The sequence below is a fragment of the Desulfovibrio sp. UIB00 genome (assembly GCF_022508225.1).
GTDB lineage: Bacteria > Desulfobacterota > Desulfovibrionia > Desulfovibrionales > Desulfovibrionaceae > Desulfovibrio.
This window is the reverse complement of sequence record NZ_JAETXJ010000003.1, coordinates 124,102-148,176: the sequence shown is the minus strand read 5'-3', so window position 1 is coordinate 148,176 and position 24,075 is coordinate 124,102. Positions and strand designations below refer to the sequence as shown.

Genomic DNA, 24,075 nt, shown 5'->3' with positions numbered 1-24,075 from the left:
TTGTACAATCAGACCGCGAATTCTGCGAATCAAGCCACTGCTTCGGCGGCGACGAGCATAAAATAGTCGCTCACCGCATCCATCTGCGCGCTGTGGTCAAGCCCGCACAGGTGGGCCATTCCGTGGGCCAGCAGGCGTAGCGCGTGTTCGCCCGGTTCCTGCCCATACAGCAGGCATTCCCTGCGCAGCGTATCCAGTGAAAACAGAAGAGTGCCGGGGCTGTCGCAGCCACCGGGGAAGGAAAGCACGTTGGTAGGGCCCTGGCAGCCCATGCAGCGCCTGTTGGCTGCGCTCATGGCTGCGTCATCAATCAGATGCAGTTCCACAGCCGGGGGCACAACAGGCACATTGGCCTGCTCTGCGGCGGCAAGCATGGCCGCAAGGGCAGCGCGCTGCTGCCTGCGGTCAAACGGCAGAATCCATGCTGTGGCCGGATAGCGGCAGAAAATGCGCACGGTTGCCTGTGGCTGCTTACCCCTGACTGCGCCCATGATACCTATGCCTGCCCCTTTTCTTCAGGGATGGCAGGTATGCCAGCCTGTTTGGCGCTCTCAGGCTGACTCGTCAGAGCTTTCACTTCAGGCGATTGTGCCGCAACGGGTTTGTCTCCGTTGCAAGGCTTGTCGCCGCACGGTTTGCCATGCCCCGTGGGGGTAAGGGCCGTTGCGCCATGTGTTGAGGGGGCAGAGCCGTTTTTGCCGTTGGGCTTGTTTTCAGCACGGGCGGCGTCATTGATTCTGGCGTCAGGATAGGCAATGCGCTGATGGAAAATACCCGTCAGAATGCGCTGGAAGTTTTCGCTCAGGAAGTGCAGATCCTTAAAGGTCAGCTCCGATTCGTCCAACTGCCCTTCCGAGAAAATGCCCTTGATGATGGTGTCAATGTGCGACTTGATGCGCGCGGGCGTAGGATCGTTGAGCGTGCGGCTGGATGCCTCAACGGAGTCTGCCAGCATGAGGATGGCGGCTTCCTTGGTTTGCGGGCGCGGCCCCACATAGCTGAAATCGGATTCACGCGGCTTTTCGCCCTGGTTCAGGGCCTTCTGGTAGAAAAAGCGTATGAGTCGTGTGCCGTGGTGCTGACTGATAATGTCGGCAATATCCTGCCCGAGCTTGTACCGCTCGGCCAGTTCCGTGCCTTTTTTGACATGCGAAAGCAGGATGAGCGCACTCATGGACGGGGCCAGCTTGTCGTGCTTGTTGGGCCCGCCAAACTGGTTTTCGATGAAATATTCGGGATACGAGAGCTTGCCCACGTCATGATACAGGGCCGCCACCTTGCACAGCAGACTGTTGGCGCCGATGGCCTTGGCCCCGGCTTCAACCATGTTGGCGACCACAAGGGAGTGATGGTAGGTGCCAGGCACAGTTACCATAAGCTCCTGCATGAGGGGTTGCTCAAGGCTCATAAGTTCCATGAGGCGGAAGCGCGTGCTGTAGCCAAAGCTGATTTCAAGCACGGGGCTCACGGCAAAGAGCAGAATGAGCGAGAGCACGCTGTTGATAAACACAGCCAGCAACTGCGTGGGCATGACGCCTGGGGCGCTTTGGGCCAGCAGGGTTGCGCCAAACCAGATGATGGACTGACCGATGGTCAGCGGCACAATGCTCCACACCACATCCTGTCGGCTCTGGGCGTTGGTCACAAGCCATGTGGCCAGCATGCCGCCAAGGAAATGGAGCAGGAACAGCGAAAACTGCGCCTGAAACATGAGCATGGTAAAAAACGAGATCAACAGGGCCATGGTGCAGTAGCGCCGGGCCGCAAAAACCATGGCGACCAGCCCCACTGCGCCTGCTACAGGGTAGCCCACGGCCAGCGTATTGATGAACGAATGGCTGTCGATGCGCATGCCAAGCACATACACAGCCTTTGCCCCGGCGCTGAAAAGCAGCAGAAGCAAGGAAATGAGCAGCATGTCTTTGCAGCGAAGGGGGGTGCCGGGTTTGCCGCTGGGGGCAACAAAAAAGCCGATGGAAAGCACCAGCGAGCACAAAAAAGCGCCAGCGGCTATGTCCCAGTGCATGGGGTCAGAAGCGGATTTATAAAGCGTTTGCAGCTTGATCTGCTGCTCGCGGCTGACCCTCTCGCCCTTGCGCAACACGATTTCGCCCTTCTGTATCTGATAATACACGGGTTCAACCATGGACATGACGGCAGAGCTGCGCTTTTGGGTCGATTCCCGGTTCAGCGTCAACGAGGAAGGCATGGTTGCGGAAAGCAGGATATTGATGGCGCGCCGCGACTGCGGGTTCAGCGTGGAAACCTGCCGTATCTGGGCAGAAATTTCCGCCAGATACGATTGCACATCGGGCAGATTGACCACGTCCGGGCGCAGTATTTCTGTATTCGTATCCAGATTGCGCACAATAACGCCAGAGCGGTCAACCCTTGCCGAGCGTATGTCGCCCACAAGGCCTTCTGCCATATGGTCGCGAATCTGGGGCAGCAGCACCTTGAGCAGATACGTCTGCGCCTCGGGCTGGGCGAGTTCCGGCAAAATTTCGTCTGCAACTGTGGGTGTCAGTTCTTCCACCAGCCTGTGCAGCGGGCCTTCGACCCCAACATGATAATCAATGCCGTTGTTCAGGCTGCGCATGATCTCCACAATACGGTTCTGAAAGGCCGTAAAGGGCTCAAGACTCAGATCATAGACAGGCGGTTGCAGAAGCTGCACCTGCTTGCGCCGGGCCTTGGTGGCCTGCACGTCTTCAACAAGGATGTCGCGGTCGGCAATGACATCAGAATCCGCCACTTGCCCGGCAACGTACACGCGGGGCACGGCTTCAAAATTGGCCCCTGCAAGCAGGCTGATGAAAAGCAGGGTGAGCACAAGTACCGAAAGCCCCAGGCCACAATGGTGGCGGGCCCGCAACATGCGAAAGAGTGCGAGGATGCTAGCTGGACGTGCCGCTTTTTTCTGCATTATCATAGGCGTTTACGATTGCTCCCACCAAGGGATGCCGCACTACGTCGGCCTTGGTGAAGTGATGCACTGCGATGGTTGGAACTTTGGCAAGGATATTCAGCGCGTGGATAAGGCCCGAGCGCGGACGCTGACCGCCGGGCTGCAAGGGCAGGTCGATCTGGGTGGTGTCGCCCGTTACAACCATGCGCGAGCCAAAGCCCATGCGGGTAAGGAACATCTTCATCTGTTCCTGCGTGGTGTTCTGCGCTTCGTCAAGAATAATAAAGGCATCGTTAAGGGTGCGCCCGCGCATGAAGGCCAGGGGCGCAACTTCAATGGAACCCACTTCAAGCATGGACGCCACCTTGGGCTGGGGCATCATGTCGTGCAGGGCGTCATAGAGCGGGCGAAGATAGGGATTGACCTTGTCGGCCAGATCGCCGGGCAAAAAGCCAAGGCGTTCACCCGCCTCCACCGCTGGGCGCGTCAGCACAATGCGCTTGACCTTGTGCTGCTGAAACATGGAAAGCGCCATGGCGACAGCAAGATAGGTTTTGCCCGTACCTGCCGGGCCAACTGCAAAAACAAGCTCATTGCGCCGCAGCAGATCAAGGTAGGTGCGCTGGGCAACATTGCGGGCAGTGACCGTTTTGCGCGGGGTGTTGACGAAAACGGCATCCTTGAAAATCTTTTCCAGATTCAGGCCGGGATCCGCGCGCAGCATCTCGTAACTGCGGGCAATATCCTGCTGGCTCAGCGACAATCCGCCGCGCAGCAGCTCGTACAACTGCACAAAAACATTGCACAGCACCTGCCGGGTGTTCATGTCTGGGCTTTCAATAAGAATGCTGGCGCCACGGCTGCCTATGGAGGCTCCGCTGGCTGCGGCCAACAGCTCAAGATGCGCATTGTGAGGGCCAAATAGCTGATTGGCTAAGGCGGGATCGTCGAATTCGACTGTCTCAAGCATGGAGGAATGTACTGCCATAGCCGCTCTCTAGCCTATTTCAGTTAGCCTGTCCATTACTGGATTCGGAACCTGTATATTTTTAATGGGCGGGCCGACCCAGCCTGACCTCACCTGTAAAATAGAGCTGGCCTGGAATATGCATATGTGAACAATACGGCACCCCCAAGCCCCAAGATCGGGCAAAAACTGCCGAGGAGTGATCATGAGCAACGTATCGGGCGTAAACAGCTATACAAGCGGGCTGTACCAGTGGCAGAACCAGAAGCTGAGTACCTCCACTTCCGGCAGCTCATCGTCTTCGGGTTCCAAAAGTTCTTCAAGTTCGTTGAGCCAGATGCTCAGCGGCAACAGCATAACCAGCCAGCTTTCCAGCATGGTGGAGCTTACAAAGTACGCCATGGACGCCATGGGCCTTGAAAGCGGCAGCCGCGTTACATTTAGCCAGATTACCAAGTATCGCGAGCAGTTGAATAATGAGTTCAACACCGCCGTCAAGGATGGCCTGTCCAAGCTTGGGGTCACCGACCCTTCAAGTGTCACATTCACTTTAGGTGCGGACGGCTCCCTCACTGCAACCAGCGCCAATGCCACAGACCAGACCAATGTGCAGAACTGGCTTAAGAGCAATACGACTATTGGCAAGGATCTGCGCACGGCCCTAACCGCTGCAGGCGTCAGCTCCAGCACTTCCGTGGCAATGACCGTTGACAGCAGCGGCAAGCTGACCGCTGCCAGCAGTACGGACAGTGCCAACAAGGCCGCCATTCAGGCAGTGCTGGACAATTCCAAACTCGGTCAGACGCTGAACAGCGGCATGAGCAGCCTTGCTGTGAGCAGCGATGCAAAATTTACCCTGCAAACCAAGTCCGATGGCAGCCTGGTGGTTGAAAGCAGCGATGCCGCCACCAAAGCTGCCGTACAGAAGTTTTTTGACAACAATCCGACATTGGCAAAAAAGTTCGGCCAGATTCAGGCTCTCTCCGGCCTTGATGATGCGCGCAAGTCATTGCAGGTTTCGCCCTCTGACCTGCGCAAGCGCATAGAGGTGGAATCCATGGCCGCATGGTGGTCCGGCTCGGGCAACGCCACCAATTCTTTCGGCAGCTATTCCAACAGCAGTCTTTCCATGCTTTCAGGCCTGAACCTGAGCGTCTAGTTTTTACGCATATACTGTGCTGAAGTATCAGCGCATAAGGGGCCGCGAGGCCCCTTATGCGTTTAAAAATCCAAAATGCAACCTGTCTTGAACAGTATAAAAAAGCGGGGATCCCGGCATGACCGAAATCCCCGCTTGGGCGTTTATTTACTGACGAGAGTTTACAGTTTTTTGGCAAGCAGTTCGTTCACCAGAGCAGGATTGGCCTTGCCCTTGGTGGCGCGCATGATCTGCCCCACAAAGAAGCTGATCAACTTGGTCTTGCCGCCGCGATAGGCCTCCACCTCAGCGGGATTGGCCGCAATGACTTCATCCACGGCGGCTTCGAGCGCCGAAGTGTCGGAAATCTGCACGAGGCCTTTTTCCTTCACGTAGGCTTCAGGCATGACGCCCTGCTCAAAGATGTCACCAAAAATATCGTTGGCGATCTTGGCGCTGATGGTGCCGCCGTCAACCAGCCGTACCAGTTCGGCCAGAGCCTCGGGCTTCATGGCCCAGGCGGAGGGGTCAGCGGCAGAAAGCCCACGGGCGTTGCATTCACGCAGCAGCGGCCCAAGCACAAAGTTGGCAACCTTCTTGGGGTCGGCCTTGGCGGCGGCAGCTTCAAAAAAGTCGGCCAGCCCCTTGCTCTGCACCAGCACTTCTGCCTCGGATTCGGGCAGTCCCGCCATAGCCACAAAACGGGCAACGCGAACCTGGGGCAGCTCCGGCATTTCGGCGCGCCAGCGGGTCATTTCTTCTTCCGTAATATCTATGGGCAGAATGTCCGGGTCGGGGAAGTACCGGTAATCGTGCGCTTCTTCCTTGCTCCGCATGGAGGCAGTGGTGTTCTTGACGGCATCATACAGGCGGGTTTCCTGCACTACCTTGTCGCCGTCGTCCAGCACATCCTGCTGGCGGGCAATTTCGTACTCAATGGCGCGCTGCACATTGCGGAAGGAGTTGAGGTTTTTCAGCTCGGTGCGGGTGCCGAAGGGTTCGGTTCCCACAGGGCGCAACGAGACGTTGGCGTCGCACCTGAAGCTGCCCTCTTCCATGTTGCCATCGCACACGCCAAGATAGGTCACGATGTTGTACAGAGCCTTAAGATAGGCCACAGCCTCGGCGGCGGAACGCATATCCGGCTCGGAAACTATTTCAACCAGAGGCGTGCCCGCGCGGTTGAGGTCCACATAGCTCAGGTTTTCGCCCTGCGCATGAATGTTCTTGCCAGCATCGTTTTCCATGTGGATACGCGTAATACCCACACGCTTGCGCCGCCCGTCCACGTCCACTTCAAGATGCCCGTGTTCGCAGATGGGGAGCTCGAACTGCGAAATCTGATACCCGGAGGGCAGATCAGGATAGAAATAGTTTTTGCGGGCAAAAATGGAACGCGTATTTATGGCGCAATTGGTGGCGAGGCCGACCAGAGCCGCAAAGTGGACAGCCTGGCGGTTGGGCACGGGCAAAGCGCCGGGCATGCCGGAGCACACCTCGCAAACATTGGCGTTGGCGGGCTGCCCAAAGGTCGTGGGGCAGGAACAGAACAGTTTGGAGGCCGTGGCAAGTTGCACATGCACTTCAAGGCCAATCACGGCTTCATAGGCGGCCATAGATCAGATTACTCCCTCAACGGGGTTCACCCCGTAGTTGCGCGGCAAAAGCGCCGCTTTGCGCATAAGCGCCCGCTAAACCTGGCATCCGGCGGCTTGCGCCGCCCATTTTGACGCAAAAGCATCAATGGGGGATGCTGGCGTCGAAATATTTGCCCACACCGTACTCTCCCCTGCGGAAAAACCGCTGCGGGTCGGGGCCGATGATCTGCATTTCCCTGTTTTTGGCCTGCACGTCCAGCGCGATACGCATTTCCTTGGTGCAGCCGGTGGAAAAGGTGGAATCCTTGCCCGACCATTGCGGCGGCACCTTGCGACCAAGCAGGGCAAAGCTTTCCTCAATGTCCTCAACGGTCTGAAACCGCCACACATCAATAAAGCCGCTGCGCTGCACCTGCTCCCACATATACATGAGATCGTCGCCGTCCATGCCTTCAATAAAATGCTCGGCAGGATTAATTATCAGGATATTATCCATTTTTTTACGCAGATTGTCTACAAAGGCGCGCACGATCTCGGTAGCGGTACCAGTCTCGCCGGGGATGCTGCCGATCACGCAACTGTAAAACATGACCGTACGGCCCTGCATGCGGGCCTCGCGCATGCCTGCGATGATGCTTGCCGACTGGGCGGCAATGTCGTTCTCGCTGAATTTATGGGCTCTCTCGGCATGCTGGCGCAGTTTGATGTGAAAGCCCTGATCATCCTGCCAGTAGCAGACTACATCCCGGGTATACTGGTGGCTGCTGCCCATGAGCACATCGGCCACGCGCCAGCCCTTGCCCAGAATAAGGTCGGCCTCCTTCCACGCGCGGGAGAATGTCACCGAGACCCTGTATAGATTGAGCCGTTCCCGCGTTCCATCACCAATAACCATGAGGCGGTATTCGCGCAGGTGTCGCAACAGCTCGTTCTTGCTCATGCGCGGCTCGTGCTGCACAGTGCCGCCGCCGATCATCTGCCGGATGGAGGGGTCAATCTCCATGTCTTCCAATGTGGGCGAATAAAAGAAAAAGCCTGATTTGACCGCAAATATGACCTTATGCCCCATGCGAATAAGGCTGTTGGCAACAGCCAGATCAAACACAACGCCGCCGTCAGCGTCGCACAAAAAGAGCACCGTGCCGGATCTGACCGCGCTGGCCTCAAAATAGTGCCGCAAGTGGGCGCAGGTTTCGCGCGCGGTATCCATGGCCTTACGCACTGTTTCGGCATCTGGCGGCGTGTCCACCCACGGGCGGGACATGGCCGAAAGGCACAGCAGGCGCGAAAGTTCCACGTAGTTGAGCATGCGCCTGACAGAGGCGATGGAATTGGCCGCCACGGCATCAGCAGGCACTGCGGCAAGATTGTCGCGCACCGGGGCTTCATCCAGCATTTCAAGCTGGCGTTTGGTGGAAATTCTGCGCAATTGCCGCCAGGGGTCGTCCAGCTGGTTGCCCTGGGCGAGCACAAGATCGGTCATGCGCTTGACCAGCCGCGAAGGAATCAGGGTATGCTGGGCAACATACTGATTGAAGCGGAAGCGGCAAAACTGCAAAATACGCCTGCGTTTCTGGCCTTCGGGCGTAAAGGAGCGCACGAGCCGCATGATGATACGCCAGGAGCGGTTATACTGGCGGCGAAGTTCTTCGGGAGCGGTCTGCTGGCACAACAGTTTGAACGTGTCGTCAGAACAGGGCAAATACACCTGGTCGCGCGCAAGGCTGACCATAAAGGCCATCTGTTCCTGGCTGGCCACAATGTCGGGGTTCATGCCATAGGCGATGTTATTGTCCATCAGCATGCTGTAAAGCCATGCGTCAAAGCGGACACTCTCCCCAAAATGAAACTCGCGAACCGAATTAACAGAAATCGCGTTGCTCATGCGTTTTCCCCGCACCTGATGCATTCAGTGCCTTGCAGGGCAAAGCCGCGCGAACGCAAACGCTCAAAGAAAGTTGTTCCCTTGCCAAGAAAATGCACGGCATCGGGCAGACCGTTGACGGTCACGGTGTCGCCCAGCTCCAGCTGTTGCCCTTCCTGCCCATCGACAGTAAGGTAGCAATCTGTGGAACCCTGCAAAATCTGGAACCGGCACTCGGTATCACCGGGGAACACCATGGGCGAAATAGTATTGAGGAATGGACAGATGGGCGTGATGGCCACGGCTTCCATAGAAGGATGCAGCAGCGAGCCGCCAGCGGAAACGCTGTAGCCCGAGCTGCCCACGGGCGTGGCAATGATCATCCCATCGCCGCGCAGCGAGCCAAGGCGCTCGCCGGCAATATAGACATCAAACAATACAAGCCGCGACAAAGACCCCCGGCTCAGAACAACATCGTTGACCGCGCAACCGCTGGCAATCTGCTGGCCCTTGCGGGTGAGCGTCCACTGCAAGGCCATACAGGAGCGCACGGGCTCCATGCCGGTGAGGGATTCTTCGAGTTTTTCGCGCCACTGCTCCGGCTGGGCATCGGTTAAAAAACCGATCCGGCCAAAATTGATGCCCAGCACAGGCACGTTGCGCCCCACAAGGCGGCGGGCCACGCCGAGCATGGTGCCGTCGCCGCCAAAAACAACCACAAAGTCAAGGGGCGTCGCTGCGTAGGCCGGGGTGTCCGTGCCTGCGCAGATCACACCCGTAACGTCATGCCCCTTTTGGCGCAGCCACTGGGCGGCTTCTTGGGCAAGAGCCGCAGCCTTTTCGTGCCGGGCCTTGTAAACCAGAAGTATGTGTCGGCTTGTTGCGTTTTGCATACCTGCGCAAGTTACGTTATCAAGTCTGTTACCGCAAGCCTGTGGGCGCTTGTCAGTTGCAGGGCTTTGCCTTAAATAAGAAGGCTTCCATGTCACGTTTCGGCAATTGTGAGCGCCATGCACGATACAGCCCTTGATATTATTGAACAGCATGCCAGCGAAGGCGCGCGCCTGCGCGAAGATTTTTTTCGCTCGCAGGCGGATTTTCTTCGTCAGGCGGCCTTGCGCGCGGCCAGGTGCCTTGCGGGCGGCGGCAAAATACTGCTCTGCGGCAATGGCGGCAGCGCTGCACTAGCCCAACACATGGCAGCCGAGTTTGTGAACAGATTTTTTATGGACAGGCCCGCCCTGCCCGCTCTGGCGCTGTCTGCCGATGCGACTTCGTTGACGGCCATTGGCAGCGACCTTGATTTCAGCCAGGTATTTTCGCGCCAGATTGAAGCCCTGGGGCGGCCAGGCGACATGCTGGTGGCGATTTTTTCCACTGGCAGCAGCGCCAATATTATCGCCGCCCTTGAGGCGGCACGTCGCGGCGGGCAGTTTGCCGTGTGCCTGTGCGGGCACGGCAGCGAAATGGCCCTGTACAGCGACATGGTGCTTGAAGCACCGCAGGCTGAACCCGCGCTGGTTCAGGAACTGCACCTTGCAGCCGGGCACCTGTTTTGCCGACTGACGGATTATTATCTTTTTGAAAATGCTGTCGCACTGACCCCCTATTTGCAAGGGCGACACACAACCGAGGTTTGACCATGCCCATCTACGAGTATTCTTGCCAGAAATGCGGTCGGGATTTTGAAGAACTGGTGTTTGACGAAACCCCGCCCACTTGCCCGTATTGCGGCTCCAACGATACCCAGAAGCTCATGTCCTGCTGCGCCCGGCGCAAAAATGGCACAGAAGGCGGCGATTACGCGGCTTCGACCGGCGGTGGCGGCGGCTGCGCCGGATGTTCTGGCGGCAACTGCGCAAGCTGCGGACATTAGGCGGCAGGCATGCGTAAATCCCTAGTTATCGCTACCCGTGGCAGTCAGTTGGCCCTCTGGCAGGCAGAACACGTTAAAAGCCGTTTGCAGTCGCTTGACCCGGAACTGGCCGTTGACCTTGTCATCATCAAGACCAAGGGAGACATCATTCAGGATGTTCCCCTGGCCCAAGTGGGCGGCAAGGGCCTTTTTGTAAAAGAAATTGAAGAAGCCCTGCTTGATAACCGGGCCGACCTTGCCGTGCACAGCATCAAGGACGTGCCCATGGAGCTGCCCGACGGGCTCATATTGGGGTGCATCCCCAAGCGCGAAGCGCCTACAGACTGCATGCTTTCGTGCAAGTATGCCGACCTTGCGGCCCTGCCCCAGGGCGCATGCGTTGGCACCAGCAGCCTGCGGCGTCAGGCCCAGTTGCTGGCCCTGCGCCCTGACCTGCGCATTGAAAGCCTGCGCGGCAATGTGGATACGCGCCTGCGCAAACTGCGTGAAGGCGTGTATGACGCCATTATTCTTGCATCCGCAGGTATGAACCGCCTTGGCTTGAGCGCGCCCTACATGCACGCCCTTGATCCGCAGACATTTCTGCCCGCCGTGGGCCAGGGCGCCATCGGCATTGAATGCCGTGAAGACGATTACGATCTGTTTGCCCTGCTTGCTGAGATCGAAGACACCCCCACCCGTGTATGCGTTGAAGCCGAACGGGGCTTCCTTGCCGGGCTTGAGGGTGGGTGTCAGGTGCCCATTGCCGGGCATGCCCGCCTTGAAAATGACGAGACCTTCGTACTCGAAGGCTTGGTGGCAGAGGTTGATGGCAGCCTGATTCTGCGCGAGGCGCAGCGGGGCCACACCTCCAAGGCCCGTCAGGTGGGGCTTGAACTTGCAGAAACACTTCTTGCCAGAGGCGGCCGCGCCATTCTGGAAAAACTTTACCAACAATAACGATTTCCTATGCCAACTATCGCTCCCCTGCCCGCGTCACGCCTGCACGCCACGTTAGATCCCGCCCGTATTCCCTGGGAAACGAGCAAGGATATTCCGCTGCCGCGCAACGGACGCCAGAATCCATTCCAGCCCCGTGCCATGCAGGCGCTGGACCTTGCCCTGCAAATCAAGAATCAGGGCTACAACATCTACCTGTCAGGCGAGGCCGATCTTGGCCGCAGCCACATGTTGCTGAGCTACCTTGGGCCTCAGGCCAAAAAGGCTCAGACACCTGACGATCTGGTATACGTGCATAATTTTTCCGATCCTGACCGGCCCTGCCTTTTTGCCCTGCCCACAGGCATGGGGAAAAAGCTAAAGCAGAACCTTAAGGAATTGATCGAGCATATACGTGAGGAGCTGCCCCGCCGTTTTGAGGCCAGCACCTACGTAAAGCGCCGCGCCAAGATTGTGGACAACTTCCAGAACGCCCGCATGGGCCTGCTGCGCAAGATGAATTCCGTTGCCGTAGACAAGGGATTCAACCTTGATATGGACGAGAGCGGCGGCCTGACCCTGTATCCGCTGGTGGAAGGCAAGCGCCTGAGCGAGGAAGAGTTCGACAGGCTCGACACAACCCTGCGTCTCAGCCTTAAAAGCCGGGGCGACAACCTCGTGCAGGCCATGTCGGGCTATATGCGGCAGCTGAACAAGGCGGAAGAAAGCTTCCAGGACGACGAGCGCGGCCTGGAACGCGAAGCCATGACTCAGGTGCTGACCACCTTCTTCAACCCCATTGAACAGCGCATGCTCAAGGCCTGCCCGGTCAAGGGGCTTGATGGCTACTTTACGGCCCTGCGCGAAGACATCCTTAAAAACACCGATGCCTTTCTGCAAAGGGACGGCGGGGCACTGGGCGACCCGCACGGCGCGCCGGTGGAGGCTGTGCTCTACCGCTACGAGGTCAACCTGCTGGTGGACAACAGCGAGCTTGATGGCGCCCCCATCATTGTGGAAGATCACCCCACCGCTGTGAACCTGCTCGGCTGCGTGGAGCGCGAATCTGAAATGGGCGCGCTGGTCACGGATTTCACCCTTATCCGCGCGGGCAGCATCCACAAGGCCAACGGTGGTTTTCTGGTGTTGCATATTGAGGATCTTCTGCAACATCCCAATGCCTGGGAAGGCCTGTTGCGCGCCCTGCGCTCCAACATGGTTCGCATTGAAGATTCCGGCGAAGGCCCGGATACGCCCATCCGCACCAAGGGCATCAATCCCGAGCCGCTGCCCCTGAACCTCAAGGTTGTGCTGATCGGTGATGAAGAATTGTATGAAGGTCTGCTTGTCAATGACGACAGGTTCTCAAAGCTCTTCCGCATCAAGGCCCACATGGCCGACACCACAGAGCGCAATGCCGCCAATGTGCGCGCCTACCTCGGGCACATTGCCACCATCATCAAGGAAACAGAACTCCCCTGTTTTGACCGCACGGCCTTGGCATGGCTCATCGACCTCGGGTCGCACATCTGCGAAGACCAGCGCCGCCTTTCGCTACGCTTCCCCGAACTGCGCGAGCTGATGATCGAGGCCTCGGCCTTGGCCCGCATGCGCAAGCAGGATGTGGTCACTGCGCCCGTGCTGGAAGAAGCTCACGCGGCGCGCATCTACCGGGCCAACCTGGTGGAAGAGATCTATATGGAAGAATACGACCGCAACATGATCAAGGTGCAGACCTCGGGTCAGGCCATTGGTCAGGTTAACGGTCTTTCCGTCACGTGGCACGGCGATTTTGAATTTGGTCTGCCGCACAGGATTTCATGTACCGTGGGCGTGGGGCATGAGGGCATCATCGACCTTGAACGCGAGGCCGAGCTGGGTGGCCCCATCCACACCAAGGCCATGATGATCCTGAAGAGCTACCTCACGGATCTTTTTGCGCGCAAAAAGCCCCTGGTGCTCTCCGGCTCGCTCTATTTTGAGCAGAGCTACGCAGGAATCGAGGGCGACAGCGCTTCTGGCGCGGAACTTGCCGCCCTGCTCTCGGCCCTTGCCGATGTGCCGGTGCGCCTTGATCTGGCCTTTACCGGAGCGGTGAGCCAGACGGGGCAGATCATGGCTGTGGGCGGCGTTACCCGCAAGATCGAGGGCTTTTATAATGTTTGCGCCAGCCAGGGGCTTACGGGCACGCAAGGGGTCATCATGCCCTTTGACAACGTGGATCACCTCATGCTCGCGCCCAATGTTATTGAAGCGGTTGAGAAAGGCCAGTTCTCTATTTATCCTGTGCGGCGCATCGAAGAAGCCCTCGCCCTCTTGACTGGTCTTTCAATCGGTCGCAGACTGAAACAGGGCGGATTTACGAAAAACAGCCTGTACGACATGGTTGACCGCAGGTTAGAGCGTCTGGGCGATTACGCGCAGAATGCCTTTAGACGCACCAGAAAATCCAAAGAGGGATAATGGGCGCTGCCCGTGGCAGCGAGATAATACCCTAAAGGCGTTTTGGGGTGCGGGTTTTTATAAAAATCCGCGTTGGGCAGGCAAACAGTTTACTGCCTTTTTGCTCACGAGAACAAGCAATAACCCCACGCATACCTTGACTTTACGGGTTTTATGTGTAATGGGGTCAACGCAAGGAAAAACCTTATGCCTCACTCTAACCCAGCAAAAGCCGTGATGAACAAAAACAAGAAAGAAGCGTTGCTTCAGGCCGCCAAAGAACTTTTTGGCGAATGCGGGTATGTGGAAACCACATTCAAAAAAATATCCGATAAAGCTGGTGTTGCCCTCGGGTTGCTGACCCACCACTATGGCAACAAGGAAAAGCTGTTTCTTGCCTCGGGGCTTGATGTTCTGGAACGCTTTCTCGTAAGGCTGCGCGCAGCCACCGCCGAAGCCACCTGTGGTTACGATGGCGTCATGCGTTTTTGCAGGGCGTACCTTGATTTTTCAATCGACAAGGATTCCAACTGGCTGGTACTTGTGCGCTGCTCGCCTTACAGCGACATGAAAACCAAGACCGACCGCGATATTATGGATTCCATGTTTTCGCAGGTGCACAGCGAACTTGAGCGCGTTATTGCCAAGGGCGTGGAAGACGGCAGCATTGTGAAGGTCGACAGCAAAAGCACCGCCCAGGTGATCATTTCCCTCATGGTCGGTTCCAACCGTACACGGGTGCTGACCCCCTATGCGATGCCCACGCTGTACGAAGATGTTCTTGAGTTCATTTCCCGCTCCATCAAGGCATAGAACTTGTTTGCAGCACACAGTCGGGCCGTCGGTCGAAAGATCGGCGGCTTTTTTGCATCTTTTGTTGCATGGCTGGCGCGCGCAGCAATGAAAAACATAAACGTTCTGCCCCCTGATCCGCATTGGCATGACAATCTTGTGCATGCTTGATGCTCCGGCTGGGCAATAGGGCTTGCCGAGTCACAGCGCTTTGAAGTAAATTCAAAATGTTCAGGGTACATTATCGCGAGTGAACAGTTCTATCCGCTCCATTATTCTGTGCGGATTGCCGGGAGCTCTGGGCAGACATGCCGTGGCGCTCGTAGACTCAACCCTTATTGAGGAGACGGTTTTTATGCAAAGGCTTGCCAGCATACCCTTGTGCCTTTTTCTTGCTGCAGGATTGTTGATCTCGGGCTGCACCAGCAAATATGGCGACCAGAAAACCAAGGTCAATTATTATCCGCAGTGCTATCAGCCTGTTAACCAGTTGCGGCAGGACGAAAACAGCACGGGTAAAAGCACTGCCGCTGGCGCTGTTGGCGGCGCTCTGCTTGGCGCGCTTATTGGAGGTCTTGCCACAGGCAAGGCCAGCGGCGCTGTTGCGGGCGCTGTTGCGGGCGGCGCTGCGGGCGCTGTGGCGGGCAACGTCTACGGCAAGTCCAAAGCTCAGGATCGCGATGCCGCATATCTGCACCAGTACAGCCAGCAGCTTGGCAGCGAGGCTGCCAGCATGAACCGTTCCACCGCAGCAGCCAAGGTTGCGGCCAAGTGCTATGACGAACAGTTCAAGCTTGCCGCCGGGCAGTTCAAGGCCGGGCAGATCACCCGCATGGAATTTCAGGACAGGTATAATGAAATCCGCAGCGGCCTTGAGGAAACCTCGTTTATCCTGAATGATACCGCCACCACCATGGCCAAGAAGGACGGCGAGTATCAGCAGGCTCTGGCCGAACCTTACACTTCGGCGCAGCCCACCACTGCTGCGACTTCGTCGTCCAGTTCTGGCGCTACCAAGTTCAAAAAGGGTGCAGCTGCGCAGCCCAAGAGCACACCTGCGGCCAGCGCCTCGCGCACGCCGGAGCAGAACAATGTTGCCGCACAGGCAGCTGAGTGGAAATCTTCGCGCGAAGATCTTGAAACCACGCGCCGCGATGTGAACGCGCGGATGTCCAGCTACGAAGAAACCGTCAATAACCTGCTGGGATAACTCTGTTGCCGCGCAGCCGCTATTTTTATGGCGGTTGCGCGGCTTTTTACTGCGCCGCATATACCGCGCGGAGCCATAGATGAACGAAAGCCAACACCCCGTACCGCCTGAAACACCGTCAAGCGCCGCGCCTGCCGAAGGTACCGCGCCTGCTGCTGCGGTTGTCCTGCCCTGGTATCGCCGCCCTCTTTTCTGGGGTGTGCTGTTGTTTCTGGGGCTTTTGCTGCTGGCCGCATGGCTGTTCTGGAAAGAATGGCAGCAGGCCGAGGCTTCCAAGGCTGCCGTTGCCGCTCAAACGGAGCAGTGGCGCGAACACAACGCGGCGCTTGAAACATTCATGCAGCAATTGCGCGCCCTGCTTGCCAAGGAGCCTTGCGAAGTAAAGCAGGGGCTTGGACTCATCACCCCGCCTGCGGGTGTCATGTGGCCTCCTTTGGGTTCAGGCTCTGGCGCTGCGAATCCAGGCTCTGCCCGCGCGGATGCAGCCACCCTGCCGCCCACGGCAGACGCCAAAACGCAGGTGCCGCCCGCGCCCATGCAACAGCAGACGCCCAAGAATGTTTCCGAGCTGATGGAACAGGGCACAGTGCTTGTGCTTGCCATGCGGGAAGAGGGCCTTTCCATGGGGTCCGGCTTTTTTGTGGCCCCGGGCTACGTGGTTACCAATGCCCATGTGGTGGGTAACGCCACTCAGGCGGTCGTTGTGAACAAAGCCCTGGGCAGACCCTTTGAGGCAAGCGTACGTCAGGTAACCCACGACAACGGACAGGATTTTGCCGTGCTTGGCGTTAACGGCGCTTCTGGTGTTGTGCCGCTCAAGTTCGCGCCGGGCGTGAGCCGGACCGAACGCGTGAGCGCGTGGGGCTTCCCCGGCGCCGTCACCACTGACGATCCCAAATTTGCGGCCCTGCTCAAGGGCGATGAAGCCGCTGCGCCCGAAGTGGTGTATACCGAGGGCGTTGTGAGCGTTATTCTTGAGCGCAAGCCGCCGCTTATTGTGCACACGGCCACAGTTTCGCAGGGCAACAGCGGCGGGCCGCTTGTCAACGACAAGGGTGATGTGGTGGGCATCAACACCTTTATCAAATTGGACGATGCTTCCTACAGGCAATCCAGCCTCGCCATTGTCAGCACAAGCCTGGCAGCGTTTTTGCGCTCGGCGGGCGTTCCCGTCACCATGGCCCAGAGCAGTGAATCCGCCGGAGGCAAGCCATGAGTACCCGCATTGCGGTCAGTTTGCGCGGTCAGATGCGTGCGCTTGCCAGTCAGGGCATCTTTGCCACCGACTGCTATGAACAGTTGAAATCCATCCTGCTGCAAAAGCTCGGGCCGGATCATGCCGCCCTGCTCGCCGAGCCACAGCACAATGCCGAGGGCAACAGCGTTGACTGGTATGCCGAAGGCAATGGCCCGGCGGTTCCCCTTGCGGAACTTTCGGAGCAGGATGCGCAGGCCCTGCGCGCCCGTGCGGGCACGTTGGCCTCTGATATTGCCGGATTGTCCAGCGATCTCACAGCAGACGCGCAGGCGCGGCAGGCCCTTTCAGGCCAGTTGCTGCGGCTTGCCCTGCAACACCCGGAGGACAAAGATATCTGGTCTGTGGATGGCCGCCCCGTTCTCATTAACTGGGGTTTTGCCCCCGGCAGTGTTGGCGCGCAACCGCAGGACCTCACCCGGCTTGGCGGTGCGCTGCCGCCTCCCCCGCCGCCTGCGCCTGTGGCTGCTGTCCCCGTGGCAGTGCCTCCCCGCAGCGGGTGCCTGCCGTGGCTGCTGCCTCTCCTGCTCTTGCTGCTCCTGCTCTGGCTTTTGGGCGCGGCGCTGGGGCTTTTGCCTTCTCCCCTGCCTTCGGGCTGCATGCCCGTTGACCGCAGCGCTCTGGAGGCCGAAAAGCAAAAGGCCGCCGCCAACGAAGATCAGCTGGCTCTCCTGTGGCGTCAGTTGCAGGAGCGCGCGGCCCTGTGCAAGCCTGTTGCACCTCCGGTAACGCCAACGCCCCCCAAGGTTGAGGAAAAGAAGGAAGAACCCAAGCCCGACCCGGAAGTGGTGGAGCCCTTCCTTGGCGAAACGCCCGTGGAGCCGCCCAAGGTGGCGGAAGCTCCCAAGCCCAAGCCAAAGCCTGAACCCAAACAGGAACCCAAGCCCCTGCCCAAGGAAGAACCCAAACCGCAGGAGCCGCCCAAGCCCGCGCCCAAAAAGAATGACAACCTTGCCATTCCCGAAGACGCGGCCAAAAAGAACGACCTGAGCTTCCTTGAGGGCTGCTGGACAAGCGAAACCGGCCTGTATTCGCACCCCTCCAACGAGCCGATCATTGCAGAATACTGCTTTGACAAGAGCGGCAAGGGCCGCCGTCTTGTGCGTGAGCGCAACGGTCAGGTGTGCAGCGGTTCGGCTTCGGCGCGCTTTCAGGGCAACCAGTTGCAGTTTGATTCCAGTCAGGCCCGTTGCCCGCGTGGCGGCACCTATGTTCCGCAAAAGGTTGAATGTACCGGACAGGAAAACACCACCCAGTGCAAGGGCAAAGAGCTTGGCGGGGCCAATCTCAAGTGGGACGCCCGTTTCAAAAGGAAATAATGATGGATGTCATACCCCGTTACCTTTCGCCGGTCAGCATTATTCCCGGCGGCTGCCCGCAGTTTCTTGATTTCTCCATGCCCGAAGATGCCGTCAAACGACTGCGGCGGTATTTTCGCGAAGAAAAAAAGAAAGAATCCGACGAGCAGACGCGCTACACCCACTATTTGCGCTGCCTGACAGAAACGGAAAACGGCTTTATCGACCAGTTGAGCGGGCTGCCCTGCGATGAGGACTACAGCATCGAAGCCCGGCGCGCGCTGGATGCCTGGGAAGGGCACTGGCTGCCCATTCCCTTTTTGCGCACGCTCGACCAGCCCTGGCCGGACGGCGGCAAGCGCTTTGAATGTGGCCCCTCCAACTGGGCGCGGGCGCGGGTCATGCGGTCAGAGAGGCACCCCGGCCAGCTCCGCGTGGTGCTCATGTTTGACACAAATGTGGAAGACCGCCCCGCTCAGGGCGAGCAGTACCATGCGCTTTCTCCGCAGGATGTGACGGCCCACGGGCATTTTATGCTGGCTCACCTTGTGCGCGACAATTCGTGGTTTCTCAACGCGGCCTGGGTGGATGAATGGCTCCACGGCCTCTACGATGCGTGGAAGCAGTCGCAACACCGGGGGCGTGGCGCATGGCACGATGGTTACCCCTACGTGCTGGAGCATCTGGCCTCCTACCTCACATGGCTTGACGTTGTGCGCCTTGCGCTCAACGATCTGGCGGCTCAGGTCATCAATCCCGACCGCGACACCCCTGTGGATGTTGATCTGGTGCTGGATATCGGCAATTCACGCACCACGGGCATCTTGGTGGAAACCCTGCCCCAGCGCATCACCAACCTCAACGACAGCTACCTGCTTGAACTGCGCGACCTGAGCCAGCCGGAACACATCTATTCCGACCCCTTTGAAACGCGTGTGGAATTTGTGGATGCGGCCTTTGGCAACGATGCGCTTTCGCGCCGCTCGGGCCGCCAGACTCCGGCCTTTGCCTGGCCTTCTGCCGTGCGCATCGGGCCGGAAGCCGCCCGCCTTGCCACGCAGGCCGTGTGCGCCGAGGGCACGACAGGCATGTCCAGCCCCAAGCGTTACCTCTGGGACGAGCGCCCCTGGCAGCAGAGCTGGCGCTACAACACTGGCGGCAAGTCTGAACCCATGGTCAGCCGGGGGCTGTTTCCGCGCCAGTTGAACCCGCAGGGCACGCCGCTTTCGTGCTTTGACGACCCCATGTTCAAAAAGAGCCCTGCCCTGCAAAAACAGCAGCCTGAGCCGATTTTTGAATCGCTGTTTACGCGCTCGTCGCTCATGCTCTTCATGCTGGGCGAAATTCTGACCCAAGCCCTTGTGACCATCAATTCGCCAGCCACGCGCGCACGCCGTGAACTGCCCAACCTGCCCCGCAGGCTCAGAAGGCTCATCTTTACGGTGCCTACGGCCATGCCCGTTGCGGAGAAGCGCATTTTTCGCCGCTGGGTCACGTGGGCCGTGCGCGTGGTGTGGGACGCTCTTGGCTGGAGCCAGTGGTATGCGCCCCGCCTGCAAACCCGTAGCCTCACGGGCGATTACCGCCAAAGCCCGCAGGTGCGCTGCGACTGGGACGAAGCCAGTTGCTCGCAGCTTGTGCTGCTCTACAACGAGCTTGCCGTCAAACAGCACGGCGACGCGCACCATCTGTTCCGCCTCATGGGCAAACCGCGCGAGGCCTGCGGCAACCATCCGTGCATCCGCATGGCTTCCATTGATATTGGCGGCGGCACAACCGACCTTTCCATCACCACTTTTGAGCTTGCCAGCGGCGAGGGCGACACCGCGCGCATCAAGCCGCATACGGAATTCAGGGACGGCTTTAATATCGCGGGCGATGAAGTGCTGCGCGAGGTGGTGGCCAACCATGTGATCCCGGCCATTGGTCAGGCGCTGGCGCGCGAAGGGCTTGCAGAGCCGAGGTCGCTTTTGGGGCAGCTTTTTGGGCGCGATTCCATCGGCATGTCGCAGGAAGACCGCAATACCCGTGTGCGGCTGGTGCGACAGATTGCCGTGCCCGTTGCCCTCGGGCTGCTGGCAACCTGCGAAAATCCCGATCTGCGCGGTAGTGTCTTTAACTGTACGCTGGGCGACTTTTTTGAGCCTGACCCTGTGGGCAGTGAAGAAACGGCTGATGCTGCAGATACGGCGGCGGACGCCGCACCATCTGCGGCAAAGCCCGCAGCGGATTCGCCCCGCTTCAGCCCGGCAGCACTGGCCCCACGCCCCCAGCCTGCAACCCTTCGGGATGTTAAGGCAATGGTGCGGCGTTCCGCATCCTTCATCCAGAACTTTAACATCCTTGATGTGCCCATCAGCGTCAATCAGGCCGCAGTGGAAGAAACCATCCGCAGCACGCTTGGTTCGACGCTTTCCGCCCTGTGCGAAGTGGTGCACATGTACGATTGCGATGTGCTGCTGCTCACCGGGCGGCCCAGTTCGTGGAACGGCGTTATCGCCACAGTGCTTGCCAAGCTGCCCGTGCCGCCAGACAGGATCATTCCCATGCGGCGCTATCACGCAGGCTCGTGGTATCCCTTTGCCGATGCGCAGGGCCGCATCACCGACCCCAAAACCACGGTTGTGGTGGGGGCCATCCTCTGTGCGCTGGCCGATGGGCATCTGGAAGGCTTTTCCTTTGATTCCGGCGCGCTCAAGCTTACGTCCACCGCGCGCTATATCGGCGAGATGGACATAAACAGCCAGCTCAAGAGCCCCAAGGTCTGGTTTACCGTGGATGTGGACAGCAAGGACGGTACGGACAAAACCCGGGCCGTGGCCTTCAGCGGGCCGCTTTCCATCGGCTACAGACAGCTGGATGCCGAACGCTGGCCCACCACCCGCTACCATCTGCTGACCTTTGCCACGGAGGAAGCCCGCTCCCGTGCTTCGGGCCGACTGCCCTACCGGGTTGAGGTCAGCCTGAGCGTTGCCGATGCCCTGGATGAGGAAGATATCCGCAGCGAGACGGACAAGGATCGCCGCAGCGAGGGCGAGTTCCGCATTGATTCCATCGTGGATTGCCAGGAGCGCAGCGTTGACCGCCGCGATCTTGAAATCCGCCTGCAAACCCTGAAACTGGACGAAGGCTACTGGCTGGATACGGGCATTGTCACCGACGCCGGATAATTGAGGATGGTTATGCAGCAGCAGGATATGGATTTAGCGCGGCACTGCCGCGAACTGGCGGAAACTTCCCGTTCCGCAGGGGCATGGCTTCAGGACAATGCCGAGCTTGTGGGCAACGAGCGCGCGGCCCTGCAAAAGGATCTGCGCCATGCGGCCCGCTTTTTCGGCAAGTGCGAGCAGGCGGCCCGCCGCAAGATGTGCGTGGGTGTGTTTGGCCCCAGCCAATCGGGCAAGTCCTACCTTATCTCGGCCCTTGCCAGCGATGCGGACAAGGTGCTTCTGGCCGATTTTTGCGGTCAGACCTTCAACTTCATCAAGGATATCAACCCAGAGGGCGGCAAGGAATCCACGGGGCTTGTCACGCGCTTTACCACCACGCCGCCCGAGGGCGTTACCGAGGCCTACCCCATCCGCCTGCGTCTGCTTTCGGAAACTGACGTGGCCCGTGTGCTCGCCAATACGTACTATGCGGACTGCGACCACAAGGACGCACCCAATGCCGAGGCTCTCGCCAGGGAGCTGGAGAGCCTGCAAGGCCGCGCCCAGTCTGCGCCCGTGCCCGGCGGCATGAGTTTGGACGATGTGGAAGAGCTGCGCGATTATGTGAATAAAAACTTCATTTCGCGCCCCAGAGTGCAGATGCTCCAGAACGGTTACTGGGTGCGGGCCATGGAACTGGCCCCCCGTCTGGAGCTGGAAGACCGCGCCCGCCTTGTGGGCCTGATCTGGGACAGCGTGCCGGAATTTCAGGCAGTGTATATTCAGCTTGGCGCGGCCTTGCGCCAGCTCGGCAACGCTGCCGAGGCATGCTGCGCCATTGACGCGCTCATACCCCGCAGCAACAGCATTATTGACGTGGCGCGGTTGCAGGGCCTCAACGAACCGCCCACAGACATGCTGACCCTTGTGGGCGCTGAGGGCCGCAAGGCGGACCTGCCGCGCGCCCTGGTGACGGCCCTCACGGCCGAAATCACCATCTACATGCGTGAAAAGCCGGACGATTTCTTTGACCACACCGACCTGCTGGACTTTCCCGGATACCGCGCGCGCTACAAGTTCAGCGATCTGCGCGCTGCGCTGGACAGCCGTAAGGACATGCTCAAGGAACTCTTTTTGCGCGGCAAGGTGGCCTATCTTTTTGAGCGCTACCGCGAAGAAAAAGAGCTCACCAGCATGCTGCTCTGCATCGGACCCAGCACCCAGGAAGTGCAGGATCTGCCGCAGGCCGTGTATGAATGGATATGCTCCACCCACGGCGAAACGCCGGAAATGCGCGCCAGCAAAGCGCCAGCGCTCTTTTTTGTGCTCACCAAGATGGACATGGAGTTTGAAAAAAAGGCCGGATCGCCCTCTGTGGAAACCCGCTGGACAACCCGGCTGGAATCCTCGCTGGTGAACTTTTTCGGCCAGGTGCACGACTGGCCGCAAAACTGGGACGGCACGCACCCCTTCAATAATGTCTTTTTGCTGCGCAATCCCAACTTCTTGTGCGAAGCCATTTTCGATTACGCCGACAGGCGTGAAACCGGCATCCGGCAGGAACAACAGGCCTTTGTGGAAGAAGTGCGTCAGTCCTTTATGCAATCGCCACTGGTGCAGAAGCATGTGGCTGACCCGGAACGGGCCTGGCAGGCTGCCATGACGCTCAACGACGGCGGCGTTGGCCTGCTGCGCCAGAGCCTGCGGCCCCTGTGCAATCCCGAACTCAAGCGGCAGCAGATCAGCGGCAGCCTTGCCGAAAAATGCGAGCGTCTGCGCACCGGGCTTGCGCCCTTCTACCGCACGGACGACAGGGAAGAACTGCGCAGGCAAAAGGAGCAGCTCTCGCGCCTGCTGGTTTCGCAGATGGCCAAGGTTGCGGAAAAGCAGCTCTTCGGCGAATTTTTGCGCCGCCTTCAGGTGCGCGATTTTGACCTCTACGAAATCTGCCTCAACGCCCGCCAAAGCCCGGATGAAGGGCAGAACGCAGCGCCTGCCCAGGTTGTAGGAGCGCGTGTTTCCGCCAACGACATTCTGGGCGACATTTTTGGCGACGACGCCCCAATGCAAGCGCCAGCGGCAGACGCCGCCGATGCGGAAGCAAAGGACAGCGCCCAGGTTTTTGCCGGAATGGTCATGGATCACTGGACAGGGCGGCTGCGCGACCTCTGCAACGATGTGGAAGTCAGGGGCCAGCTTGGCCTGCCCGCCAAGGAACTTGACCAGTTCTGCCATGAGCTTGTGCAGGCCGCAGCGCGCTGCAAGCTGCGCGAAAATCTGGAGGCTGAGCTGCGCCGTTCTTCGGCATTCAGCAACATGGCCCGCGAACGACTCATGTGGAAGCAGGTGAGCCTTGCTGCGGATGCCATCAACGCCTTTGTGGACTGGTGGGGCTTTGACCCACGCTTCAAGGATCAGACGCGGCGTACCGTTGTTTTTGGCGGCAAAAGCGTGGCACTGTTTAATCCGCCGCAGGAAATCAGGGGCGAACCCCGCATCGGCGAGGAAGAATCGCCCTATGACCGCCTGTGGTATACCGACTGGCTGCGCGCCATGGCATACAGCGTTATGGCCAATGTGGATTTTGACGGTCAGCAGAGCGTCAACCCTGAACAGAACAACCGCCTGCGCGAACTTTTGCAGGCCTTCAAAGGATAAAC

General features: G+C 58.9%; 17 protein-coding genes. 11 read left to right on the top strand and 6 right to left on the bottom strand.

The features are described 5' to 3' along the window. Window positions 1-29 precede the first annotated feature (29 nt). From ybeY to JMF94_RS06205, 3 genes are read right to left on the bottom strand one after another with little or no spacing between them, the layout of a single operon-like run. Window positions 30-491 carry an rRNA maturation RNase YbeY gene (gene ybeY / locus JMF94_RS06215; RefSeq protein ID WP_240824309.1) on the bottom strand — a complete coding sequence of 154 codons (462 nt, stop codon included), beginning with the start codon at window positions 489-491 and terminating at the stop codon, window positions 30-32. 5 nt (window positions 492-496) lie between these two features. Then, window positions 497-2,878 (bottom strand): HDIG domain-containing metalloprotein, encoded by a 2,382-nt coding sequence (locus tag JMF94_RS06210; RefSeq protein ID WP_240824308.1) that lies wholly within the window; start codon window positions 2,876-2,878, stop codon window positions 497-499. 19 nt (window positions 2,879-2,897) lie between these two features. Further along, complete coding sequence (locus JMF94_RS06205) at window positions 2,898-3,896, bottom strand: PhoH family protein (protein WP_240824307.1); 999 nt, start codon at window positions 3,894-3,896, stop codon at window positions 2,898-2,900. A gap of 184 nt (window positions 3,897-4,080) precedes the next feature. Between JMF94_RS06205 and JMF94_RS06200 the strand changes: the two genes are divergently transcribed. Beyond that, complete coding sequence (locus JMF94_RS06200) at window positions 4,081-5,034, top strand: hypothetical protein (RefSeq protein ID WP_240824306.1); 954 nt, start codon at window positions 4,081-4,083, stop codon at window positions 5,032-5,034. Window positions 5,035-5,195: 161 nt separating this feature from the next. Here the strand turns inward: JMF94_RS06200 and gatB are convergent, their stop codons facing one another. From gatB to JMF94_RS06185, 3 genes are all read right to left on the bottom strand, one after another. Further along, window positions 5,196-6,629: an Asp-tRNA(Asn)/Glu-tRNA(Gln) amidotransferase subunit GatB gene (gene gatB / locus JMF94_RS06195; RefSeq protein ID WP_240824305.1), complete on the bottom strand. Its 1,434-nt coding sequence runs from the start codon at window positions 6,627-6,629 to the stop codon at window positions 5,196-5,198. 124 nt (window positions 6,630-6,753) lie between these two features. After that, window positions 6,754-8,415 (bottom strand): ARMT1-like domain-containing protein, encoded by a 1,662-nt coding sequence (locus JMF94_RS06190; RefSeq protein ID WP_240824304.1) that lies wholly within the window; start codon window positions 8,413-8,415, stop codon window positions 6,754-6,756. 77 nt (window positions 8,416-8,492) lie between these two features. Continuing rightward, window positions 8,493-9,368: an NAD(+)/NADH kinase gene (locus JMF94_RS06185; protein ID WP_240824303.1), complete on the bottom strand. Its 876-nt coding sequence runs from the start codon at window positions 9,366-9,368 to the stop codon at window positions 8,493-8,495. A gap of 117 nt (window positions 9,369-9,485) precedes the next feature. Between JMF94_RS06185 and JMF94_RS06180 the strand changes: the two genes are divergently transcribed. The 10 genes from JMF94_RS06180 to JMF94_RS06135 all read left to right on the top strand — a co-directional run bounded on the left by JMF94_RS06180 (window position 9,486) and on the right by JMF94_RS06135 (window position 24,073). Next, the gene (locus tag JMF94_RS06180; protein ID WP_240824302.1) at window positions 9,486-10,115 is read left to right on the top strand and encodes an SIS domain-containing protein; all 630 of its coding nucleotides are present in this window, start codon (window positions 9,486-9,488) and stop codon (window positions 10,113-10,115) included. A 2-nt stretch (window positions 10,116-10,117) separates the two neighbouring features. Then, complete coding sequence (locus JMF94_RS06175) at window positions 10,118-10,351, top strand: zinc ribbon domain-containing protein (protein ID WP_240824301.1); 234 nt, start codon at window positions 10,118-10,120, stop codon at window positions 10,349-10,351. Between the two features lie 9 nt (window positions 10,352-10,360). Continuing rightward, window positions 10,361-11,290, top strand: coding sequence for a hydroxymethylbilane synthase (hemC, locus tag JMF94_RS06170; RefSeq protein ID WP_240824300.1), 930 nt, complete (start codon window positions 10,361-10,363; stop codon window positions 11,288-11,290). A 9-nt stretch (window positions 11,291-11,299) separates the two neighbouring features. Continuing rightward, window positions 11,300-13,732, top strand: coding sequence for an AAA family ATPase (locus JMF94_RS06165; protein WP_240824299.1), 2,433 nt, complete (start codon window positions 11,300-11,302; stop codon window positions 13,730-13,732). 216 nt (window positions 13,733-13,948) lie between these two features. Continuing rightward, on the top strand, window positions 13,949-14,524 hold the full coding sequence (locus JMF94_RS06160) for a TetR/AcrR family transcriptional regulator (RefSeq protein WP_233483897.1): 576 nt from the start codon (window positions 13,949-13,951) through the stop codon (window positions 14,522-14,524). A gap of 292 nt (window positions 14,525-14,816) precedes the next feature. Beyond that, on the top strand, window positions 14,817-15,713 hold the full coding sequence (locus tag JMF94_RS06155; protein ID WP_240824298.1) for a hypothetical protein: 897 nt from the start codon (window positions 14,817-14,819) through the stop codon (window positions 15,711-15,713). A 79-nt stretch (window positions 15,714-15,792) separates the two neighbouring features. Beyond that, window positions 15,793-16,929, top strand: coding sequence for a serine protease (locus JMF94_RS06150; protein ID WP_240824297.1), 1,137 nt, complete (start codon window positions 15,793-15,795; stop codon window positions 16,927-16,929). Further along, window positions 16,926-18,287: an SrfA family protein gene (locus JMF94_RS06145; RefSeq protein WP_240824296.1), complete on the top strand. Its 1,362-nt coding sequence runs from the start codon at window positions 16,926-16,928 to the stop codon at window positions 18,285-18,287. Before JMF94_RS06150 ends, JMF94_RS06145 begins: the two co-directional genes overlap by 4 nt. 2 nt (window positions 18,288-18,289) lie before the next feature. Then, window positions 18,290-21,436 (top strand): virulence factor SrfB, encoded by a 3,147-nt coding sequence (locus tag JMF94_RS06140; RefSeq protein ID WP_240824295.1) that lies wholly within the window; start codon window positions 18,290-18,292, stop codon window positions 21,434-21,436. A gap of 27 nt (window positions 21,437-21,463) precedes the next feature. Next, window positions 21,464-24,073 carry a virulence factor SrfC family protein gene (locus tag JMF94_RS06135; RefSeq protein WP_240824294.1) on the top strand — a complete coding sequence of 870 codons (2,610 nt, stop codon included), beginning with the start codon at window positions 21,464-21,466 and terminating at the stop codon, window positions 24,071-24,073. Window positions 24,074-24,075 lie beyond the last annotated feature (2 nt).

Bases quoted from the DNA above. Each gene is read 5' to 3' on its own strand.
- JMF94_RS06150 (WP_240824297.1), top strand. From the start codon at position 15,793: ATGAACGAAAGCCAACACCCCGTACCGCCTGAAACACCGTCAAGCGCC.
- JMF94_RS06140 (WP_240824295.1), top strand. From the start codon at position 18,290: ATGGATGTCATACCCCGTTACCTTTCGCCGGTCAGCATTATTCCCGGC.
- JMF94_RS06190 (WP_240824304.1), bottom strand. From the start codon at position 8,415: ATGCTGATGGACAATAACATCGCCTATGGCATGAACCCCGACATTGTG.
- JMF94_RS06165 (WP_240824299.1), top strand. From the start codon at position 11,300: ATGCCAACTATCGCTCCCCTGCCCGCGTCACGCCTGCACGCCACGTTA.
- JMF94_RS06175 (WP_240824301.1), top strand. From the start codon at position 10,118: ATGCCCATCTACGAGTATTCTTGCCAGAAATGCGGTCGGGATTTTGAA.
- JMF94_RS06205 (WP_240824307.1), bottom strand. From the start codon at position 3,896: ATGGCAGTACATTCCTCCATGCTTGAGACAGTCGAATTCGACGATCCC.
- JMF94_RS06135 (WP_240824294.1), top strand. From the start codon at position 21,464: ATGGATTTAGCGCGGCACTGCCGCGAACTGGCGGAAACTTCCCGTTCC.
- JMF94_RS06180 (WP_240824302.1), top strand. From the start codon at position 9,486: ATGCACGATACAGCCCTTGATATTATTGAACAGCATGCCAGCGAAGGC.
- JMF94_RS06185 (WP_240824303.1), bottom strand. From the start codon at position 9,368: ATGCAAAACGCAACAAGCCGACACATACTTCTGGTTTACAAGGCCCGG.
- hemC (WP_240824300.1), top strand. From the start codon at position 10,361: ATGCGTAAATCCCTAGTTATCGCTACCCGTGGCAGTCAGTTGGCCCTC.
- JMF94_RS06200 (WP_240824306.1), top strand. From the start codon at position 4,081: ATGAGCAACGTATCGGGCGTAAACAGCTATACAAGCGGGCTGTACCAG.
- ybeY (WP_240824309.1), bottom strand. From the start codon at position 491: ATGGGCGCAGTCAGGGGTAAGCAGCCACAGGCAACCGTGCGCATTTTC.
- JMF94_RS06145 (WP_240824296.1), top strand. From the start codon at position 16,926: ATGAGTACCCGCATTGCGGTCAGTTTGCGCGGTCAGATGCGTGCGCTT.
- JMF94_RS06160 (WP_233483897.1), top strand. From the start codon at position 13,949: ATGAACAAAAACAAGAAAGAAGCGTTGCTTCAGGCCGCCAAAGAACTT.
- gatB (WP_240824305.1), bottom strand. From the start codon at position 6,629: ATGGCCGCCTATGAAGCCGTGATTGGCCTTGAAGTGCATGTGCAACTT.
- JMF94_RS06210 (WP_240824308.1), bottom strand. From the start codon at position 2,878: ATGTTGCGGGCCCGCCACCATTGTGGCCTGGGGCTTTCGGTACTTGTG.